The 18,636-nt window shown below is 59.6% G+C and carries 13 protein-coding genes and 4 tRNA genes; 4 read left to right on the forward strand and 13 right to left on the reverse strand.

From position 1 onward, the window contains the following. Positions 1–3: 3 nt before the first annotated feature. The 10 genes from NVV94_RS17285 to NVV94_RS17330 all read right to left on the reverse strand — a co-directional run bounded on the left by NVV94_RS17285 (position 4) and on the right by NVV94_RS17330 (position 9,172). Positions 4–1,875 carry a SurA N-terminal domain-containing protein gene (locus tag NVV94_RS17285; RefSeq protein ID WP_258443612.1) on the reverse strand — a complete coding sequence of 624 codons (1,872 nt, stop codon included), beginning with the start codon at positions 1,873–1,875 and terminating at the stop codon, positions 4–6. A 231-nt stretch (positions 1,876–2,106) separates the two neighbouring features. Further along, a complete protein-coding gene (locus tag NVV94_RS17290; protein ID WP_258443613.1) occupies positions 2,107–2,379 on the reverse strand; it encodes an HU family DNA-binding protein in 273 nt (90 codons plus the stop codon). 148 nt (positions 2,380–2,527) lie between these two features. Next, complete coding sequence (gene lon / locus NVV94_RS17295; RefSeq protein ID WP_258443614.1) at positions 2,528–4,924, reverse strand: endopeptidase La; 2,397 nt, start codon at positions 4,922–4,924, stop codon at positions 2,528–2,530. 152 nt (positions 4,925–5,076) lie between these two features. After that, the gene (gene clpX, locus NVV94_RS17300; RefSeq protein ID WP_258443615.1) at positions 5,077–6,360 is read right to left on the reverse strand and encodes an ATP-dependent Clp protease ATP-binding subunit ClpX; all 1,284 of its coding nucleotides are present in this window, start codon (positions 6,358–6,360) and stop codon (positions 5,077–5,079) included. 105 nt (positions 6,361–6,465) lie between these two features. Further along, positions 6,466–7,107 carry an ATP-dependent Clp endopeptidase proteolytic subunit ClpP gene (gene clpP / locus NVV94_RS17305; RefSeq protein ID WP_258443616.1) on the reverse strand — a complete coding sequence of 214 codons (642 nt, stop codon included), beginning with the start codon at positions 7,105–7,107 and terminating at the stop codon, positions 6,466–6,468. Between the two features lie 90 nt (positions 7,108–7,197). After that, positions 7,198–8,508 (reverse strand): trigger factor, encoded by a 1,311-nt coding sequence (gene tig / locus NVV94_RS17310; RefSeq protein ID WP_258443617.1) that lies wholly within the window; start codon positions 8,506–8,508, stop codon positions 7,198–7,200. 196 nt (positions 8,509–8,704) lie between these two features. After that, a tRNA-His gene (locus NVV94_RS17315) sits at positions 8,705–8,780 on the reverse strand. Between the two features lie 54 nt (positions 8,781–8,834). After that, positions 8,835–8,919: transfer RNA gene (locus NVV94_RS17320), tRNA-Leu, on the reverse strand. 58 nt (positions 8,920–8,977) lie between these two features. Continuing rightward, positions 8,978–9,053 (reverse strand) — tRNA-His (locus NVV94_RS17325). Between the two features lie 42 nt (positions 9,054–9,095). After that, a tRNA-Arg gene (locus tag NVV94_RS17330) sits at positions 9,096–9,172 on the reverse strand. Positions 9,173–9,365: 193 nt separating this feature from the next. Between NVV94_RS17330 and folD the strand changes: the two genes are divergently transcribed. Beyond that, the gene (gene folD / locus NVV94_RS17335) at positions 9,366–10,220 is read left to right on the forward strand and encodes a bifunctional methylenetetrahydrofolate dehydrogenase/methenyltetrahydrofolate cyclohydrolase FolD (protein ID WP_258443618.1); all 855 of its coding nucleotides are present in this window, start codon (positions 9,366–9,368) and stop codon (positions 10,218–10,220) included. A 117-nt stretch (positions 10,221–10,337) separates the two neighbouring features. On the opposite strand, the gene cysS is transcribed toward folD, so the two are convergent. From cysS to NVV94_RS17350, 3 genes are read right to left on the reverse strand one after another with little or no spacing between them, the layout of a single operon-like run. Next, positions 10,338–11,720: a cysteine--tRNA ligase gene (gene cysS / locus NVV94_RS17340; protein WP_258443619.1), complete on the reverse strand. Its 1,383-nt coding sequence runs from the start codon at positions 11,718–11,720 to the stop codon at positions 10,338–10,340. A 9-nt stretch (positions 11,721–11,729) separates the two neighbouring features. Beyond that, a complete protein-coding gene (locus NVV94_RS17345) occupies positions 11,730–13,436 on the reverse strand; it encodes a glutamine--tRNA ligase/YqeY domain fusion protein (protein ID WP_258443620.1) in 1,707 nt (568 codons plus the stop codon). A gap of 56 nt (positions 13,437–13,492) precedes the next feature. Next, the gene (locus NVV94_RS17350; RefSeq protein ID WP_258443621.1) at positions 13,493–14,404 is read right to left on the reverse strand and encodes a LysR family transcriptional regulator; all 912 of its coding nucleotides are present in this window, start codon (positions 14,402–14,404) and stop codon (positions 13,493–13,495) included. 91 nt (positions 14,405–14,495) lie between these two features. On the opposite strand from NVV94_RS17350, the gene NVV94_RS17355 reads away from it, so the two are divergent. The 3 genes from NVV94_RS17355 to NVV94_RS17365 all read left to right on the forward strand — a co-directional run bounded on the left by NVV94_RS17355 (position 14,496) and on the right by NVV94_RS17365 (position 18,621). After that, positions 14,496–15,938 (forward strand): aldehyde dehydrogenase family protein, encoded by a 1,443-nt coding sequence (locus tag NVV94_RS17355; RefSeq protein WP_258443622.1) that lies wholly within the window; start codon positions 14,496–14,498, stop codon positions 15,936–15,938. A 28-nt stretch (positions 15,939–15,966) separates the two neighbouring features. Next, positions 15,967–16,953, forward strand: a complete 987-nt coding sequence (locus NVV94_RS17360) for a dipeptidase (RefSeq protein WP_258447734.1) — start codon at positions 15,967–15,969, stop codon at positions 16,951–16,953. A 117-nt stretch (positions 16,954–17,070) separates the two neighbouring features. After that, complete coding sequence (locus NVV94_RS17365) at positions 17,071–18,621, forward strand: BCCT family transporter (RefSeq protein ID WP_258443623.1); 1,551 nt, start codon at positions 17,071–17,073, stop codon at positions 18,619–18,621. Positions 18,622–18,636: the final 15 nt, after the last annotated feature.

Here is an 18,636-nt window from a genome sequence, read left to right on the forward strand (position 1 = left end):
ACCTTAGTAACGGGTGATTTCCGCCTTGGCTTCCAACTGCTTGCGATAAGCAGCGAAGTCCTGCTGACCGGCACGCGAGGCCAGGAAACGACGGTAGGCTGCCTTTTCTTCGGCCGTGGCCGCCGAGCCTTCATTCACGCCATTGAGACGCAAAACGACGACACTGCCATCGGACAGCTTGACGCTGCTGTAGGTCGGCTTGTCCTTGGCTTCAGGCTTGCCCATGCGGAACAGTGCCTGCAGCTCGATCGGATCGATACCTTCCTGGCTACGGGTAACCGCCTCCAGTACCTTCCACTCCTGACCGTCCTGGCTCTTGGCCAGAGAGATCTTGCCATCGCGAAGACCGGCGATCAGCGCTTGGGCCTTGGCCTGTATTGCAGCACTGGCGTGCTCCTTGGCCAACTGGGCGCGGATGCTTGCAGCGACGCTTTCGAGCGGCAGCTGCTCAGGCTTGCGGTGCTCTTTGACGCGGATCACGATCACGGTTTCAGGATCCAGTTCGATAGCCGAACTGTTGGAACCTTCTTCCAGCACTTGCGGACTGAACGCGGCCTGGATCACCGCACGGTTGGCCGTGATGCCCTCGCCGCCCTCACGGCCGAACGCTGGCGAGGTGTGCACCTTCAAACCCAGCTCCTGCGCGGGCTGAGCCAAATCGGACGCTTCGAACGAAGAGTCTTCCAACTGCTTGGTCGCCTCGACAAAACGCTGCTCGACCTGCTGAGTCTTCAGCTCGCGAGTCAGTTTGTCCTTCAGGCTGGCAAAACTCGGAACCTCTGGTGCTTCCACGCCCAGCAGCTTGATCAGGTGCAAGCCGTAGGTCGTTTTCACCGGTGCCGACACCTGGTCCTTGCTCAAGGCATACAGCGCGGTCTCGAAGTCCGGGTCGTAGACGCCAGGGCCCGCGTAACCGAGGTCACCGCCGTTGTTGGCAGAACCCGGATCCTGCGAGAACTCCTTGGCCAGGGTAGCGAAATCTTCACCCTTGGCCAGGCGCTGCCGGACCTCTTCGATTTTGGCCTTGGCCTGCGCTTCATTCACCTTGTCGTTGACTTCGATGAGGATGTGCGCAGCACGACGCTGTTCTGCCAGGTTGGCGATCTCTTTCTCGTAGAGGTCCTGCAACTCGTCATCATTGACCGATACCTGGTCGAAGAATGACGACTTCTTGAGCTCCAGGTAGTCAATCACCACCTGATCGGGGCTCATGAACGCCTTGGCGTGTTCGTCGTAGTGCGCCTTGATCTCTTCGTCCGTAACCGTGGCGGCTGCCGGGTCTGCCTTGAAGGTCAGGGAGGCGAAGTCGCGGGTCTGCTTCTCGAGACGGGCGAATGCGTCGACCTGAGCGTCGGTGACAAAACCACTGCCAGCCAGGCCTGTACGTAGCTGACCGATCAGCATTTCCTGCGCCAGCATCTGACGGAATTGCAGGCGGCCATAGCCCATCTGGCGGATGACCTGGTCGAAACGCTCGGGGCTGAACTTGCCTTCAACCTGGAATTCCGGCGTTTGCAGGATCAACTGGTCGAGCGCTTGCTCGGAGAAGGCGAAGTTTGCGTCTTCGGCGCCTTGCAGCAAGAGCTTGCGATCGATCAGGCCCTTGAGCGCCGCCTCGCGCAGCAGTTTTTCGTCAAGCAGGGCAGGATCGAAATCCTTGCCCAACTGCTGCATCAGCTGACGACGTTGCATGTCGACAGCCTGGCTCAGCTCGGTCTGGCTGATCTTGTCGCCATTCACCTTGGCCGCATCCTGGCTGGTGGTGGTGGCTTGAAAGATGGCATCGAAGCCGGTCAGTGCCATCAAGGCCACGATTACGCCGATGATGGTCTTGGCAATCCAGCCTTGTGAATTGTCCCTGATATTCTGCAGCATGCGTCCCCCGAAAACGGTTGTACTGATTAAGCAACCGCGGAGAGTGGGTGGAATCCGGATAGAAGAAAGGCGCATCCGTGGATGCGCCTTCTTGTAACTGGCGGAGCGGACGGGAGTTTGAACCCCAGACTCTCGGCGTTACAGGTCGGCATGGACCGGACTGTGCTACCGCCCCGCTGCCAAGCCAAGAATGAACCTGACCCGGATAGGCAAAAGCCTGAAAAAGCTAACTTAGTTGACAGCTTCTTTGAGTGCTTTACCAGCTTTGAAACCTGGTTTTTTGGCCGCTGCGATTTCCAGCGTCTTGCCAGTCTGTGGGTTACGGCCTACGCGAGCAGGACGATCGGTCACAGAGAAAGTACCGAAACCAACCAGTACCACAGACTCGCCATCCTTCAGAGCGTTAGTGACGGATTCGATTACTGCGTCCAGCGCGCGGCCAGCAACAGCTTTCGGGATGTCAGCAGAATTGGCGATAGCATCAATCAGTTCCGACTTGTTCACTCTAAGTCCCCTTATATCTATATTGAGTTTGTTTCTAAATGTATGTGAAAGCAAAAACGTTGCGCGCAATGGCCTGCTGACACTTTAAGAGCCGCTTTATAACAAGGGCTCTAAAAAGCTGTCAAGGAAGCCATCCGCCAAATGCGTACTAGTGCGTGCTGATTCTTTCTTTCGAATCGGACTCGCGCTTTTCATCCTTTGCGACAATCTCGGGAGCCACATCCGGCAAGGGCTCTGGGGCGTATTGCAGCGCAATTTGGAGGACTTCGTCAATCCATTTAACCGGTTTAATCTGAAGATCCTGTTTGATATTGTCCGGAATTTCTTTCAAATCCCGCACATTCTCTTCCGGAATGATCACAGTCTTGATTCCGCCGCGATGCGCTGCCAGCAATTTCTCCTTCAACCCACCAATGGCCAATACTTGTCCGCGCAAGGTAATTTCACCGGTCATGGCGACATCGGCACGCACCGGGATCTGCGTCAGGGCAGAGACCAGGGCCGTGCACATGCCTACGCCCGCGCTGGGACCATCTTTGGGCGTTGCCCCTTCCGGCATATGGATATGGGTGTCGCGCTTCTCGTGGAAGTCCAGAGGGATGCCCAGGCTCTTGGCACGGCTGCGCACCACCGTCAGCGCGGCGGTGATCGATTCGACCATCACATCGCCCAGGGAACCGGTCTTGATCAACTGCCCCTTGCCCGGCACCACGGCCGCTTCGATGGTCAGCAACTCGCCACCGACCTGGGTCCAGGCAAGCCCGGTAACCTGGCCGACCTGGTCCTGCTGCTCAGCCAGGCCATAGCGGAATTTACGCACGCCGAGGAAATGTTCGAGCGTGTCGGCCGTCACGCTCACGGTGAAATGCTTCTCGCGGGCGTATTCCTTGACCACCTTGCGGCAAACCTTGGCAATCTGCCGCTCAAGCCCGCGCACACCGGCCTCGCGGGTGTAGTAGCGGATGATGTCGCGAATGGCTGAAGTATCCAATTCCAGCTCGGTTTTCTTCAGTCCGTTGGCCTGAATCTGCTTGGGTGACAGGTACTTGACCGCGATGTTGATCTTCTCGTCCTCGGTGTAGCCGGGCAGACGAATCACCTCCATCCGGTCGAGCAGTGCCGCCGGAATGTTCATCGAGTTGGCGGTGCAAAGGAACATCACATCGGACAGGTCGTAGTCGACTTCCAGGTAGTGATCGTTGAAGTTGTGGTTCTGCTCGGGATCGAGCACTTCAAGCAATGCCGAGGCCGGGTCGCCACGCATGTCGCTGCCCATCTTGTCGATTTCATCGAGCAGGAACAGCGGGTTGCGCACACCCACCTTTGTCATTTTCTGAATCAATCTGCCCGGCATCGAACCGATATAAGTGCGCCGGTGACCCCGAATTTCAGCTTCGTCACGCACGCCACCCAGGGCCATGCGCACAAACTTGCGGTTGGTTGCATGCGCAATCGACTCCGCCAGGGAGGTTTTACCGACCCCGGGAGGACCGACCAGGCACAACACCGGACCGCGAATTTTTTTCACGCGCTTTTGCACGGCGAGGTATTCAAGGATGCGCTCCTTGACCTCTTCGAGACCGTAGTGATCGGCATCGAGAATGTCTTCAGCGCGCGCCAGGTCCAGGCGGACCTTGCTCTGGGCCTTCCACGGCACCTGCACCAGCCAATCGATGTAGGAACGCACCACGGTCGCTTCAGCAGACATCGGCGACATCTGCTTGAGCTTGTTCAGCTCGGCCTGGGCCTTGGCCAGGGCCTCCTTGGGCAGCCCGGCAGCGTCGATGCGTTTTTTCAGCTCTTCGACTTCGTTGTGGCCTTCGTCGCTGTCGCCGAGTTCCTTCTGAATGGCCTTCATCTGCTCGTTCAGGTAGTACTCGCGCTGACTGCGCTCCATTTGCTTCTTCACGCGACCACGAATGCGTTTCTCGACCTGCAACAGGTCGATTTCAGCGTCCAGCAGGGCCAATACGTGCTCGACCCGTGCGGACAGATCGATGATTTCGAGAATTTCCTGCTTCTGCTCGATCTTCAAGGCCATGTGCGCGGCCATGGTGTCGACCAGGCGGCCCGGCTCATCGATGCTGTTGAGCGAAGACAGGACTTCGGCCGGGACTTTCTTGCCCAGCTGAACATATTGTTCGAATTGTGACAGCAGGCTGCGCACGAATACTTCCGATTCGCGATCAGGCGCCTGGGTTTCTTCGATCAGGGCGACTTGCGCCCGGCAGTGGCCGTCGACCTCGATGAAACGTTCGACCGTGCCACGCTGCTCGCCCTCGACCAGAACCTTCACGGTACCGTCAGGCAGCTTGAGCAGCTGTAGAACAGTGGCAATGGTACCGACACGATACAAAGCGTCTTCACCAGGATCATCATCAGCAGGATTTTTCTGCGCCAGCAGCAGAATCTGCTTTTCGCCGGTCATCGCGGCCTCAAGGGCTTCGATGGACTTCTCGCGCCCCACGAACAGCGGGATAACCATATGCGGATACACAACGACATCACGCAATGGCAGGAGAGGCAATTCGATGGTTGTCTTCATGATTTCGCCTCTACAGCGGCCAATTGGCCGTAAACAGATGGAATTTGAGCTTGGAGTTAATGTGGGGGCAGCCCCACAAAAAAACAAGCACTACGACAGGAAAAGCAAAAGGGGCCCGAAGGCCCCCCTGTTTATTCCAGACGCATTGCAACTCAGGCGTCAGGTGCGACCTTGGCCGGCGGCTCGCTGTTTTCATAGATCAGCAGCGGCTTGGACGAGCCTTCGATGACGCTTTCGTCGATCACCACCTTGCTTACGTCGGCCTGCGAAGGGATCTCGTACATTGTATCGAGCAGGATGCCCTCGAGAATCGAACGCAGGCCACGGGCACCAGTCTTGCGCTCCAGCGCACGACGCGCCACCGACTTGAGCGCATCACTGCGGAACTCAAGATCGACGCCTTCCATCTCGAACAACTTGGCATATTGCTTGGTCAGGGCGTTTTTCGGTTCGGTGAGGATCTGCATCAAGGCAGCCTCATCGAGCTCGTCCAACGTCGCCAATACCGGCAGACGGCCAACGAATTCCGGGATCAGACCGAACTTGACCAGATCGTCAGGCTCGACTTCACGCAGCGATTCGCCGACTTTCTTGCCTTCCTGCTTGCTGCGAACTTCGGCGTTGAAACCGATGCCGCCGCGAGTGGAACGGTTCTGGATGACCTTTTCCAGGCCCGAGAACGCACCACCACAGATAAACAGGATGTTGCGCGTGTCGACCTGCAGGAACTCCTGCTGCGGGTGCTTGCGGCCACCCTGGGGCGGCACCGAGGCCACCGTGCCTTCGATCAGTTTGAGCAATGCCTGCTGCACACCTTCCCCGGAAACATCGCGGGTAATCGAAGGGTTGTCGGACTTGCGCGAAATCTTGTCGATTTCATCGATATAGACAATGCCCATTTGAGCCTTCTCTACATCGTAATCGCACTTCTGCAGCAGCTTCTGAATGATGTTTTCCACATCCTCGCCCACATAACCCGCTTCAGTCAGCGTGGTCGCGTCGGCGATGGTGAACGGCACGTTCAGCAGACGAGCGAGGGTCTCGGCGAGCAGGGTCTTGCCCGAACCCGTAGGCCCGATCAGCAGGATGTTGCTCTTGCCGAGCTCGACATCGTCGTTTTTCTTGTCACGTTGATTCAGGCGCTTGTAGTGGTTGTACACCGCTACCGCCAAAACTTTCTTAGCGCGCTCCTGGCCAATTACATATTGGTCCAGAATGCCGCTGATTTCTTTCGGCGAAGGCAATTTATGCGCGCTGCTCTCTGCCTGGGCTTCTTGCACCTCCTCACGGATGATGTCATTGCACAGGTCGACGCACTCGTCGCAGATAAAGACCGAGGGGCCGGCAATCAATTTGCGTACTTCATGCTGGCTTTTGCCACAGAAGGAGCAATAGAGCAGCTTGCCGTTGTCCTCGCCGTTGCGGGTGTCAGTCATTCGATCGATCCAATCCGGTAGGCTTGCAACACAAGATGAAGGCAATTGCGGGCTTTTTCAAGTCCACAGGTGGTCAGTTCGCCCGACCACCTGCTTTTGCGCTGCTTATGCAGACATTAGACGCTTCTGCAGCACCGAATCAATGAGGCCGTATTCGGCCGCACGCTCGGAGCTCATGAAGTTGTCGCGATTTGTGTCCTGCTCGATCTTTTCGATCGGCTGGCCGGTGTGGAACGCCAGCAGCTCGTTCAGGCGCGCACGAATGGACAGGATTTCCTTGGCATGGATGTCGATATCCGACGCCTGACCCTGGAAACCGCCCAACGGCTGGTGAATCATCACGCGCGAGTTCGGCAGGCAGAAACGCTTGCCCTTGGCACCGCCGGCCAGCAGGAAGGCGCCCATGCTGCAGGCCTGGCCGATGCAGGTGGTGGAAACGTCCGGCTTGATGAACTGCATGGTGTCGTAGATCGACATGCCCGCCGTCACCGAACCGCCTGGTGAGTTGATGTAAAGATGGATGTCCTTGTCCGGGTTTTCCGCTTCAAGGAACAGCAATTGCGCGGCAACCAGATTGGCCATGTAATCTTCTACCGGGCCGATCAGGAAGATCACCCGCTCCTTCAGGAGGCGCGAGTAGATATCGTAGGCGCGTTCGCCACGAGCGGATTGCTCGATAACCATCGGGACCAGACCGCCTGCGGCCTGGATGTCAGAGCTCTGCTGAATATAAGAATTGCGGGACATGGCCTGCACTCACTCCCAAATAGTCATGTCTTGAATACGCATAAGCCAGCGCGAAGGCTGGCTTATGGTGTTTTCCAACGAGAGAAAAAATCAGTCGGCTTGTGGTGCTTCAGCCGGCTTGACAGCTTCTTCGTAAGAGACCGATTTGTCGGTCACAGTCGCTTTCTGCAGAACAGTATCCACAACTTGCTCTTCCAGCACAACCGAACGAACTTCGTTCAGCTGCTGGTCGTTTTTGTAGTACCAGGCAACGACTTGCTCAGGCTCCTGGTAGGCCGAAGCCATTTCCTGGATCAGCTCGCGAACGCGGGCTTCGTCTGGCTTGAGTTCGTTCTGCTTGACCACTTCAGCGACGATCAGACCCAGCACGACGCGGCGCTTGGCTTGTTCTTCGAACAGCTCGACCGGCAGCTGCTCAGGCTTGATGTTGCCACCGAATTGCTGAACGGCCTGGACGCGCAGACGGTTCACTTCGTTTTCCAGCAGCGCTTTTGGCACTTCGATCGGGTTGGCAGCCAGCAGGCCGTCCATTACCTGGTTCTTGATCTTGGTCTTGATCGCCTGGCGCAGCTCACGCTCCATGTTCTTGCGAACTTCGGCGCGGAAACCTTCCAGGCCCGATTCCTTGATGCCGAACTGGGCGAAGAACTCTTCGGTCAGCTCAGGCAGCTTCGGCTCGGAAACGCTGTTGACGGTGACGGTGAACTCGGCGGCCTTGTTGGCCAGGTCCAGGTTCTGGTAGTTCTCTGGGAAGGTCAGGTTCAGAACGCGCTCTTCACCGGCCCCGGCACCGACCAGACCGTCTTCGAAGCCCGGGATCATGCGGCCGGAACCCAGTACCAGCTGGGTGCCCTTGGCCGAACCACCGGCGAACTCTTCACCGTCGACCTTGCCGACGAAGTCGATGTTCAGCTGGTCTTCGTTCTGAGCAGCGCGATCGGTCGCTTCGAAACGGGTGTTCTGCTTGCGCAGGATTTCCAGCATGTTGTCCAGATCGGCGTCCGCCACGTCAGCGCTCAGGCGCTCGACAGCGATGGACTCGAAACCGGCAACGGTGAACTCCGGGAATACTTCGAAGGTTGCGACGAATTCCAGGTCCTTGCCCTTCTCCAGCACTTTAGGCTCGACCGAAGGAGCGCCAGCCGGGTTCAGCTTCTGCTCGACGATGGCTTCGTAGAAGGAAGCCTGGATCACATCACCGACGGCTTCGTGACGCGCATCAGCTTCGTAACGCTGACGAATGACGCTCATTGGCACCTTGCCAGGACGGAAGCCTGCAATCTTGGCCTTTTGGGCAGTCTGCTGCAGACGCTTGTTGACTTGAGTCTCAATGCGCTCAGCAGGCACGGTGATGCTCATGCGGCGCTCAAGAGCAGAAGTGTTTTCAACAGAAACTTGCATGGATATTCCTCGTTGCACAGACGTTAGCCGGCCATTTCCGACCCCAGATCAAGGGCAAGTATTCTAGTGGGTCAAACACAAGAAGTCACCCTACTCCAACAGACTGGAAAATGGATGGTACGCCAGCGATGATTTTCAGGGAAAAACCCCAACGAAAAAAGGCGCCGGATCCTGGATCCGGCGCCTTTTCGATATATGGGGTGGACGATGGGGATCGAACCCACGACAACAGGAGTCACAATCCTGTGCTCTACCAACTGAGCTACGCCCACCATAACGCTGCTGCCTTGCTTACCAGGAGACACACCCGGCAAAACTTTTTTAAATGGTGCGGACGAAGAGACTCGAACTCTTACAGCTTGCGCCGCTGGAACCTAAATCCAGTGTGTCTACCAATTTCACCACGTCCGCATTTGAAGCTTTTTAAAGCAAAGGCGCCAGACTCTTCATCGGGCGCCTTTTTCGAATATGGGGTGGACGATGGGGATCGAACCCACGACAACAGGAGTCACAATCCTGTGCTCTACCAACTGAGCTACGCCCACCATATTGCAATTTGCCGCTTTACTTGTGCCAAAGCTGCCTTATGGCGCACCCGGCAGGACTCGAACCTGCGACCATCCGCTTAGAAGGCGGATGCTCTATCCAGCTGAGCTACGGGCGCTTATTTAAGGACCTGCCCGACAAGTGCGACGAATGTTATAGACGACCGGTAGGTGCGTCAACCGATTTCTAAAAAAAATTCATTTAATTAAAGGGCTTAGGTTAATTCACAGACCAAGCGCCTTTGCCCTGCGTTCATGACATGCGAGAATGGGCGATCTTATTCACTTCCTTTCGATGGTTAATCACGCGTCATGACTGCACAACTTATCGACGGCAAGGCGATCGCCGCTAGCCTGCGCCAGCAGATCGCCCAACGTGTCGCCGAGCGTCGCCAGCAAGGCCTGCGCACTCCAGGCCTTGCGGTGATTCTGGTCGGCAGCGACCCGGCCTCTCAGGTTTATGTCTCGCACAAGCGCAAAGACTGTGAAGAAGTCGGTTTTCTCTCCCAGGCCTATGATCTGCCCAGTTCCACCACGCAAGAAGAATTGACCAACCTGATCGATCGTCTGAACGACGATTCCAGCATCGACGGCATCCTGCTGCAGTTACCCCTCCCCGAGCATATGGACGCCTCCAAACTGCTGGAGCGCATCCGCCCGGACAAGGACGTGGATGGTTTCCATCCTTATAACGTCGGCCGCCTGGCCCAGCGCATTCCGCTGCTGCGCCCCTGCACGCCCAAGGGCATCATCACCCTGCTGCAAAGCACCGGGCAGGACCTGTACGGCATGAACGCCGTGGTCGTCGGCGCCTCCAACATCGTTGGCCGGCCAATGGCCATGGAATTGCTGCTGGCCGGCTGCACCGTTACCGTGACCCATCGCTTCACCAAGGATCTTGCCGGCCATGTCGGCCGCGCCGACCTGGTGGTGGTGGCCGCCGGCAAGCCCGGCCTGGTCAAGGGTGAGTGGATCAAGGAAGGCGCGATCGTCATCGACGTGGGCATCAATCGCCAGGAAGACGGCAAGCTGGTCGGCGACGTGGTCTTCGAAACCGCCCTGCCACGGGCCGGCTGGATTACCCCGGTGCCGGGTGGTGTTGGGCCGATGACCCGTGCCTGCCTGCTGGAAAACACCTTGTATGCGGCTGAAACCTTGCATGCCTGAGTGAACACGGCCGCTTCGCGGCCGATCGCTGGCAAGCCAGCTCCTACAGGTTCAGTGCAATCTTTGTAGGAGCTGGCTTGCCAGCGATGACGGTCTATCAGACGATAAACAGGCCCCTCAGTCAGCCAGACGCCAGGTAGTCCCACCCTTGCCATCTTCAAGCACCACACCCATCGCCGTCAGCTGGTCGCGAATGCGATCGGACTCAGCCCAATCCTTGCCCGCCCGCGCCGCCAGACGCGCCTGGATCAGCGCCTCGACTTCAGCGGCATCGATCCGACCTTCTGCACCGGCACGCAGGAAGTCATCAGCCTCAAGCTGCAACACGCCGAGCAACCCGCCCAGTTCGCGCAAGCGTGCGGCAAGGCCCGCCGCCGCATCCAGGTCGGACTCACGCAGACGGTTGATCTCACGCACCAGATCGAACAGCACCGCGCACGCTTCCGGCGTGCCGAAGTCGTCGTTCATCGCTTCGGTGAAGCGTGCCACATAGGCCTCGCCTCCGGCCGCCGCAACCACCGGCAAGCCTTTCAAGGCGTGATAGAAGCGCTCCAGCGCCCCTTTCGATTCCTTGAGGCTGTCTTCGGAATAGTTGATCGAACTGCGGTAATGACTGGATACCAGCAGGTAGCGCACGACTTCCGGGTGGTACTTGGCGAGTACATCGCGAATGGTGAAGAAGTTGTTCAAGGACTTGGACATCTTCTCGCCATTGATGCGGATCATCCCGCAATGCATCCAGGCATTGGCATAAGGCTTGCCAGTGGCCGCCTCGCTCTGGGCGATTTCGTTCTCGTGGTGCGGGAACTCGAGATCGTTGCCGCCACCATGGATATCGAAGGTATCGCCCAGGCAGCAGGTCGACATCACCGAGCATTCGATGTGCCAGCCAGGGCGCCCGGGGCCCCACGGCGATTCCCAGCTCGGTTCGCCCAGCTTGACGCCCTTCCAGAGGACGAAATCCAGCGGATCCTGCTTGGCTTCGTCGACTTCGATGCGAGCGCCGATGCGCAGGTCTTCGATCTTCTTGCGCGACAGCTTGCCGTAGCCGACGAACTTGCCGACGCGGTAGTAGACGTCGCCGTTGCCCGGCGCGTAGGCATAGCCCTTGTCGATCAAGGCCTGGATCATCGCGTGCATGCCAGGGATATGGTCGGTGGCACGCGGCTCCATGTCCGGCTTGAGGATGTTCAGCCGGGCTTCGTCGTCGTGCATCGCTGCGATCATGCGCTCGGTCAGGGCGTCGAACGACTCGCCGTTCTCCCGCGCACGGTTGATGATCTTGTCGTCGATGTCGGTGATGTTGCGCACATACGTCAGGTCATAACCGCTGTAACGCAACCAGCGGGTGACCAGGTCGAAAGCCACCATGCTGCGGCCATGGCCCAGGTGGCAGAAGTCGTACACGGTCATGCCGCACACGTACATCCGCACCTTGTTGCCATCAAGCGGCTTGAAGACTTCCTTGCTCTTGGTGAGCGTGTTGTAGATCGTCAGCACGTTGTTTCCTCAGCTCCACGAGTCACGCAGGGTCACGGTGCGGTTGAAGACCGGGCGACCGGGCTTCGAGTCCTTCAAGTCGGCACAGAAGTAGCCTTCACGCTCGAACTGGAAGCGGTCTTCGGCCTGGGCCTGGGCCAGCGAAGGTTCGGCGCGGCAACCGCTGAGCACCTGCAGCGAATCGGGGTTGATGTTGTCCAGGAAGCTGGCGCCCTCTTCGGCCTTTTCCGGGCTAGGCGAACGGAACAGGCGGTCGTACAGGCGCACTTCGCATTCCACGCTGGTGCTTGCCGGCACCCAGTGGACCACGCCCTTGACCTTGCGCCCCTCAGGGTTCTTGCCCAGGGTGTCCGGATCGTAGGAGCAGCGCAGCTCGACGATGTTGCCATCGGCGCCCTTGATCGCCTCGTCGGCGCGGATCACATAGCTGCCACGCAGGCGGACTTCACCGGCAGGTTCCAGGCGCTTGTAGCCTTTTGGTGGCTCTTCCATGAAGTCGTCGCGGTCGATGTACAGCTCGCGCTCGAACGGCAGCTCGCGCACGCCCATGTCTTCCTTCGGGTGGCACGGCAGCTCGAGGTCCTCGACCTTGCCTTGCGGATAGTTGGTGATCACGACCTTGAGCGGACGCAGCACGCACATGGCACGCGGGGCGGTACGGTCCAGGTGGTCGCGGATGCTGAATTCGAGCATGGCCACGTCGACCAGGCCGTCGGAACGGTTGGTGCCGATCATTTCGCAGAAGTTGCGGATGGACTCAGGCGTGTAACCACGGCGGCGGTAGCCGGACAGTGTCGACATGCGCGGGTCATCCCAGCCCTGGACGTGCTGCTCGTCGACCAGTTGCTTGAGCTTGCGCTTGCTGGTCACGGTGTAGCTCAGGTTCAGGCGGCTGAACTCGTACTGGCGCGGCTTGGCCGGCACCGACAGGTTGTCCAGGAACCACTCGTACAACGGGCGATGGCCTTCGAACTCCAGGGTGCAGATCGAGTGCGTGATGCCTTCGATGGCATCGGACTGCCCGTGGGTGAAGTCATAGTTGGGGTAGATGCACCACTTGTCGCCGGTCTGGTGGTGGTGGGCATGGCGGATGCGGTACAGGATCGGGTCGCGCATGTTCATGTTCGGCGAGGCCATGTCGATCTTGGCACGCAGTACGCGCTCGCCGTCCTTGAACTCGCCGGCTTTCATGCGGGCGAACAGGTCCAGGTTTTCTTCGACCGAACGATCGCGGAACGGGCTGTTCTTGCCCGCCTCGGTCAGGTTGCCACGATACTGGCGGGCCTGCTCCGGGGTCAGGTCGCAGACATAGGCCAGGCCCTTTTTGATCAGCTCGACGGCCCACTCATGCAGCTGGTCGAAATACTGCGAGGCGTAGCGCACCTCGCCATCCCATTCGAAGCCCAGCCATTTGACGTCGCTCTGGATGGCGTCGATGTACTCCTGGTCTTCCTTGGCCGGGTTGGTGTCATCGAAACGCAGGTGACAGACACCGCCGAATTCCTTGGCCAGACCGAAGTTCACGCAGATCGACTTGGCGTGACCGATGTGCAGGTAGCCGTTGGGTTCAGGCGGAAAGCGGGTGACGATGCTGCTGTGCTTGCCCGAGTCCAGGTCGGCCTGCACGATCGGGCGCAGGAAGTTGGTGGGTACGACGGGGGCGCCTTTTGCATTGGCGGCGGCGTTGGCAGCGGTGTCGGCTGTGGGCTTGCTCATAGGATCCTTGGATACTGGTACACGGCCTGGGCAGGCCGACTCAATCAAAGCGCCTATCATAGCCCAAGCGGGTGCGCGTTGGCTTGTTCCCTTGATCGCAAGTTCTCATGCAAAAAGCCCATCAATTGCCCGGCTGCCGGCGACAGGCTGCGGCCCTTGCGGCACAGGATGCCGATCTGGCGCTCGACCTTCGGTTGCGACAGCGGCAGGAACACCAACTGCTCGTTTGCAGCCGGAAACGCCAGATACGGCAGCGTGGTAATACCGATACCCTCCTCGAGCATGGCGATCAGGGAAATCATGTTGGAGACGAACAACAGGCTGCTGTCGAGCAAGCCCGCCGCCTCGGTGCCTTCGAGCAGGCGCGAGGTACCGTTGCGCACCAGGGGCCAGGATTGCAGGCTGGACCAGTGCAAGGCGCCACCGGCCGCCGCCAGCGGATGATCGCGGCGGCACACTACCCCCACCTGGTCGCTGAGCACCGGCTGGAAGTCAATGCTCTCGTCGGGCATCCACAGGCTGCTGATGGCAAAGTCCACCTTCCCTTGCGCCAGCAACTGCTGGACGCTGTCGGCATTGCCGTCCTGGATGCTGATCTGAACTTTCGGGTGTTCGCCGACAAAGCGCGCCAACAGGTGCGGCAACAAGCGGCTGGCCACCGAAGGCACGGTGGCAATGCTGACCTGGCCGATTTCGTGCCGGGCCATCTGGGTCAGCTCATGGGCGATGCGGTCATGGTGCGCGAGCAAATCCTGGAATAACGGCAAGCAATGTTCGCCGAACGGCGTCAGCTCGACCCGGGCACCTTTCTCCAGCAAAGCCAGGCCCAGCTTCTGCTCCAGCTCGCGGACAGCCAGGGACAGCGCCGGCTGGGTGCGGCAGGCCTGGCGGGCGGCACCGTGAAAGCTCTTGAGCGTCGCCACGAGCACGAAGTAGCGCAGCTGGGTGATCTTCAACTCGGGCAACATGGTAAGTTTTCCTTATCGATTCATTTTTATTATTAATTTTTATTTGTGAAGTAATACTCTCAAGATGAGAACCACGCAATCGGAGGTTCTCATGTCACAGCAACCCTATAAAAACTACATTGCCGGCAGCTGGTGCGAAGGCCAGGGCGTAATCGCCAACCACAGTCCTTCCGACGTCCATGATGTCATCGGCCACTATTGCCAGGCCAGCGCCGAGCAGACGGCCGACGCCATCACCGCCGCCCGCCAGGCCCAGGTACAATGGGCCGCCAGCGGCCTGGAACAGCGCCAGCAGGTGCTGATGGCCATCGGCGATGAGTTGATTGCCCGCAAGGAGGAACTGGGCCGCCTGCTCTCGCGCGAAGAAGGCAAGCCGCTCAACGAAGGTATCGGCGAGGTCAACCGTTCCGGCCAGTTCTTCCATTATTACGCGGCTGAAGTCCTGCGCCAGATGGGCGAGACCGCCGCCTCGGTACGCCCCGGCATCGACATCGAAGTGGTGCGCGAACCGGTCGGCGTGGTCGGCATCATCACGCCGTGGAACTTCCCCATGGCCACGGCGGCCTGGAAAATCGCCCCGGCCCTGGCGTTCGGCAACGCCGTGGTGTTCAAGCCAGCCAACCTGGTGCCAGCCAGCGCCTGGGCACTGACTGAGATCATCAGCCGCCAGGCCCTGCCCGCCGGTACATTCAACCTGGTCATGGGCACGGGCGCCAGTGTCGGCGAGAGCCTGATCCATTCACCCGACATCGACGCCCTGACCTTCACCGGCTCCCTGCCGACCGGTCGCCGCGTGGCCGTTGCCACCGCTGCCAACCTGGTGCGTTGCCAACTGGAAATGGGCAGCAAGAATGCCCTGGTGGTGCTCGACGATGCCGACCTCGACATCGCCGTGGAATGTGCGCTCAACGGTGCTTTCTTCGGCACCGGGCAAAAATGCACCGCCTCCTCGCGGCTGATCGTCGAAAACGGTATTCATGACCGCTTTGTCGCTGCCCTGACCGCACGCATGCGCCAGCTCAAGGTCGGCCATGCCCTGGAGGCAGGCGTGCAGATCGGCCCGGTGGCCGAAGCCCGACAACTGGAGCAGAACCTGCATTACCTGCAACTGGCGCAGGAAGAAGGCGCGACCCTGGTCGAAGGCGGCGAGCGCCTGGCACTGCAGCCTGAAGGGTTCTACATGCGCCCGGCACTGTTCGTCGACAGCCACAACCAGATGCGCATCAACCGCGAAGAAGTGTTCGGGCCGATCGCCTGCGTGATCCGCGTCAACGACTACGAGCAGGCCCTGGCGGTGCTCAATGACACCGAATACGGCCTGACCGCCGGGATCATCACCCAGTCCCTGCGCCATGCCAGTGACTTCAAGCGCCGTGCCAAAACCGGCTGCGTGATGGTCAACCTGCCCACCGCCGGCACCGATTATCACGTGCCGTTCGGCGGCCGCAAGGCTTCGAGCTTCGGCCCGCGCGAACAAGGGCAGTACGCCCGCGACTTCTACACGGTGGTCAAGACCACGTACGTGCGCCCCTGAATCGGAGATTGCCGTGAACGATACATTCATGCACGACCTATTGATGATCGATGGCCTGCAATACTCCAACTGGAGCCCGGAGATTTTCCGCCAGATGCAGGCCGGCGGCCTGAGCGCGGTGCACGCCACCATCGCTTACCACGAGAACGCCCGGGAAACCCTGTCGCGCATCGGTGAGTGGAACCGCCGCTTCGAGGCCTACCCGGAGCTGATTCGACCGGTGCGTGATGCCGCCGATATCCGCCTTGCGCAGCAGGAAGGCCGGGTCGGTATTTTCTTCGGCTTCCAGAATTGTTCGCCGATCGAAGACGACATTAGCCTGGTGGAAGTCTTCCGCCAGTTGGGGGTCTTCATCATGCAATTGACCTACAACAACCAGAGCCTGTTGGCCAGCGGCTGCTACGAAAGCGAAGACAACGGTATCAGCCGCTTCGGTCGCCAGGTGATCCGCGAGATGAACCGCGTCGGCATGCTGATCGACATGTCCCACAGCGCCGAACGCAGCACCCTGGAAGCCATCGAGCTGTCGAGCCGGCCGGTGATCGTGTCCCACGCCAACCCCGCCAGCTTCCACGCGGCCAAACGAAACAAATCGGACGCTGTACTGCGCGGTATCGCTGAATCCGGCGGCCTGCTGGGTTTCAGCACTTACCCCTTCCATCTGAAGGGCGCCTCCCAGTGCACCCTTGAAGCGTTCTGCGACATGGTTGCCGCCACGGCCGAGTTGATGGGCGTCGAGCATATCGGCATCGGCACCGACCTGTGCCAACAGCAACCGCTGCAGGTTTTGGAATGGATGCGCAATGGACGCTGGAGCAAGGACAAGGACTACGGCGAGGGCTCGGCCGACAATGCGAACTGGCCCGCGCCCCTGCAATGGTTTCGCGACAGCCGCGATTTCCCGGTCATCGCCGAGGGCCTGCAAGCCCGCGGTTTCGCCGAGCATGAGGTACGCAACATCATGGGCCTGAACTGGCTGCGCCTGCTGGAGACCGCCACTCCCGCACAAGCCTGAACATCAATGTGAGGACAGCATGAAAAACAATAACAATCGCCCCTCGTCCGCCTCCCTTCAAGCGGACGGCCCCTACATCGCTGATGTGCAGCCGCAGGCGCGCACTCTGGAGGCCTCATGAAAACGTCCACGACACTGCAAGCCGAGAGCAAGCCATTGAGCCTCGCGGCACGACAAGGAATCGACTGGCCGCTGTTCTTGATCAGCGGCGGCTTCCTCGGCGCCTTCCTGATCGCCGCCCTGGTCGATATCACCGCCGTCTCCGGCCTGGTCAACATTCTGTTTGCCTGGTCAACCCGATTCTTTGGCCTGTACTGGCAGGTATTGATGCTGCTGACCTTCCTGGTCAGCCTGGGCATCTGCTTTTCCAAATGCGGGCGAGTGCGCCTGGGTGGAGTCGACCAACGCCCCGACAGCAGCACCTTCAACTGGATCGCCGTCATCATGTGCGCCCTGCTCGCCGGTGGTGGCGCATTCTGGGCGGCTGCCGAACCGCTCATGCACTTCGCCAGCCCGCCACCACTGTTCGCTGGCATGCAGCCGAACACTGAAGCAGCCGGCCATGCCGCGCTGGCCCAGTCTTTCGTGCACTGGGGCTTTTTGGCCTGGGCGGTGCTTGGCAGCCTGCTGGCGATCGTGTTGATGCACCTGCATTACGACAAAGGCCTGCCATTGGCGCCACGCACCCTGCTCTACCCGCTGTTCGGCCAACGCGCCATCGACGGCCCGATCGGCACCCTGGCCGACGCCACCTCGATCATTGCCGTAGTGGCCGGCACCATCGGTCCGATCGGTTTCCTGGGCCTGCAGATCAGCAACGCGCTGCACGCGGTGTGGGGCATCCCCAACGACATCACCACCCAGGCCATCACCATCATCCTGGTCACGGTGCTGTACACCACTTCGTGCCTGGTGGGGCTCAAGGGCATCCGTTTCGTCAGCGAGATAAACGTGTGGCTGATGATCGGCCTGGCGGTGTTCATGATTGCGTTCGGCCCGACGATGTTCATCCTCGGCGGTTTCCCGACAGCCTTCACCCTGCACCTGCAAGAGTTCATCCCGATGACACTGTTCCGTGCCGACACCAAATGGCTGGACTGGTGGACGGTGTTCTACTGGGGCTGGTTCATCGGCTACGCGCCAATGGTCGCCCTGTATGTGGCCAGGATCTCCCGGGGGCGCACAATCCGTGAAGTGATCCTGACCCTGTCGATCATTGCCCCGATCGTCACCATGTTCTGGTTCACCGTGGTCGGCGGCACTGGCATCGGCCTTGAACTGCAAACACCGGGCAGCGTCACAGCCAATGGTGCGCAACCCGAAGCCCTGCTGCTGGGTGTTACCCAGAACCTGCCGCTGGGCGGCCTGATCTCGGCGCTGTTCCTGTTCCTGAGCTTCATCTCGGTCGCCACCAACGGTGACGCCATGGCCTTCACCGTTGCCATGGCCATGTCACGCAATGACAAGCCCAAGGGCTGGCTGCGCGCGTTCTGGTGCATCGGCATGGGCCTGGCCGCCGTGGTCTTGATCACCATCGGCTCGGGCGGCGTCACTGCACTGCAATCCTTTATCGTCATCACCGCGGTGCCGGTGTCGCTGCTGATCCTGCCATCACTCTGGGATGCGCTGCGGATCGCCCGGCAAATGGCTCGCGAGCAGGCGGTTTGACCATGAATTGTTCAG

The sequence above is a fragment of the Pseudomonas sp. LS1212 genome (genome assembly GCF_024741815.1).
Lineage (GTDB): Bacteria > Pseudomonadota > Gammaproteobacteria > Pseudomonadales > Pseudomonadaceae > Aquipseudomonas.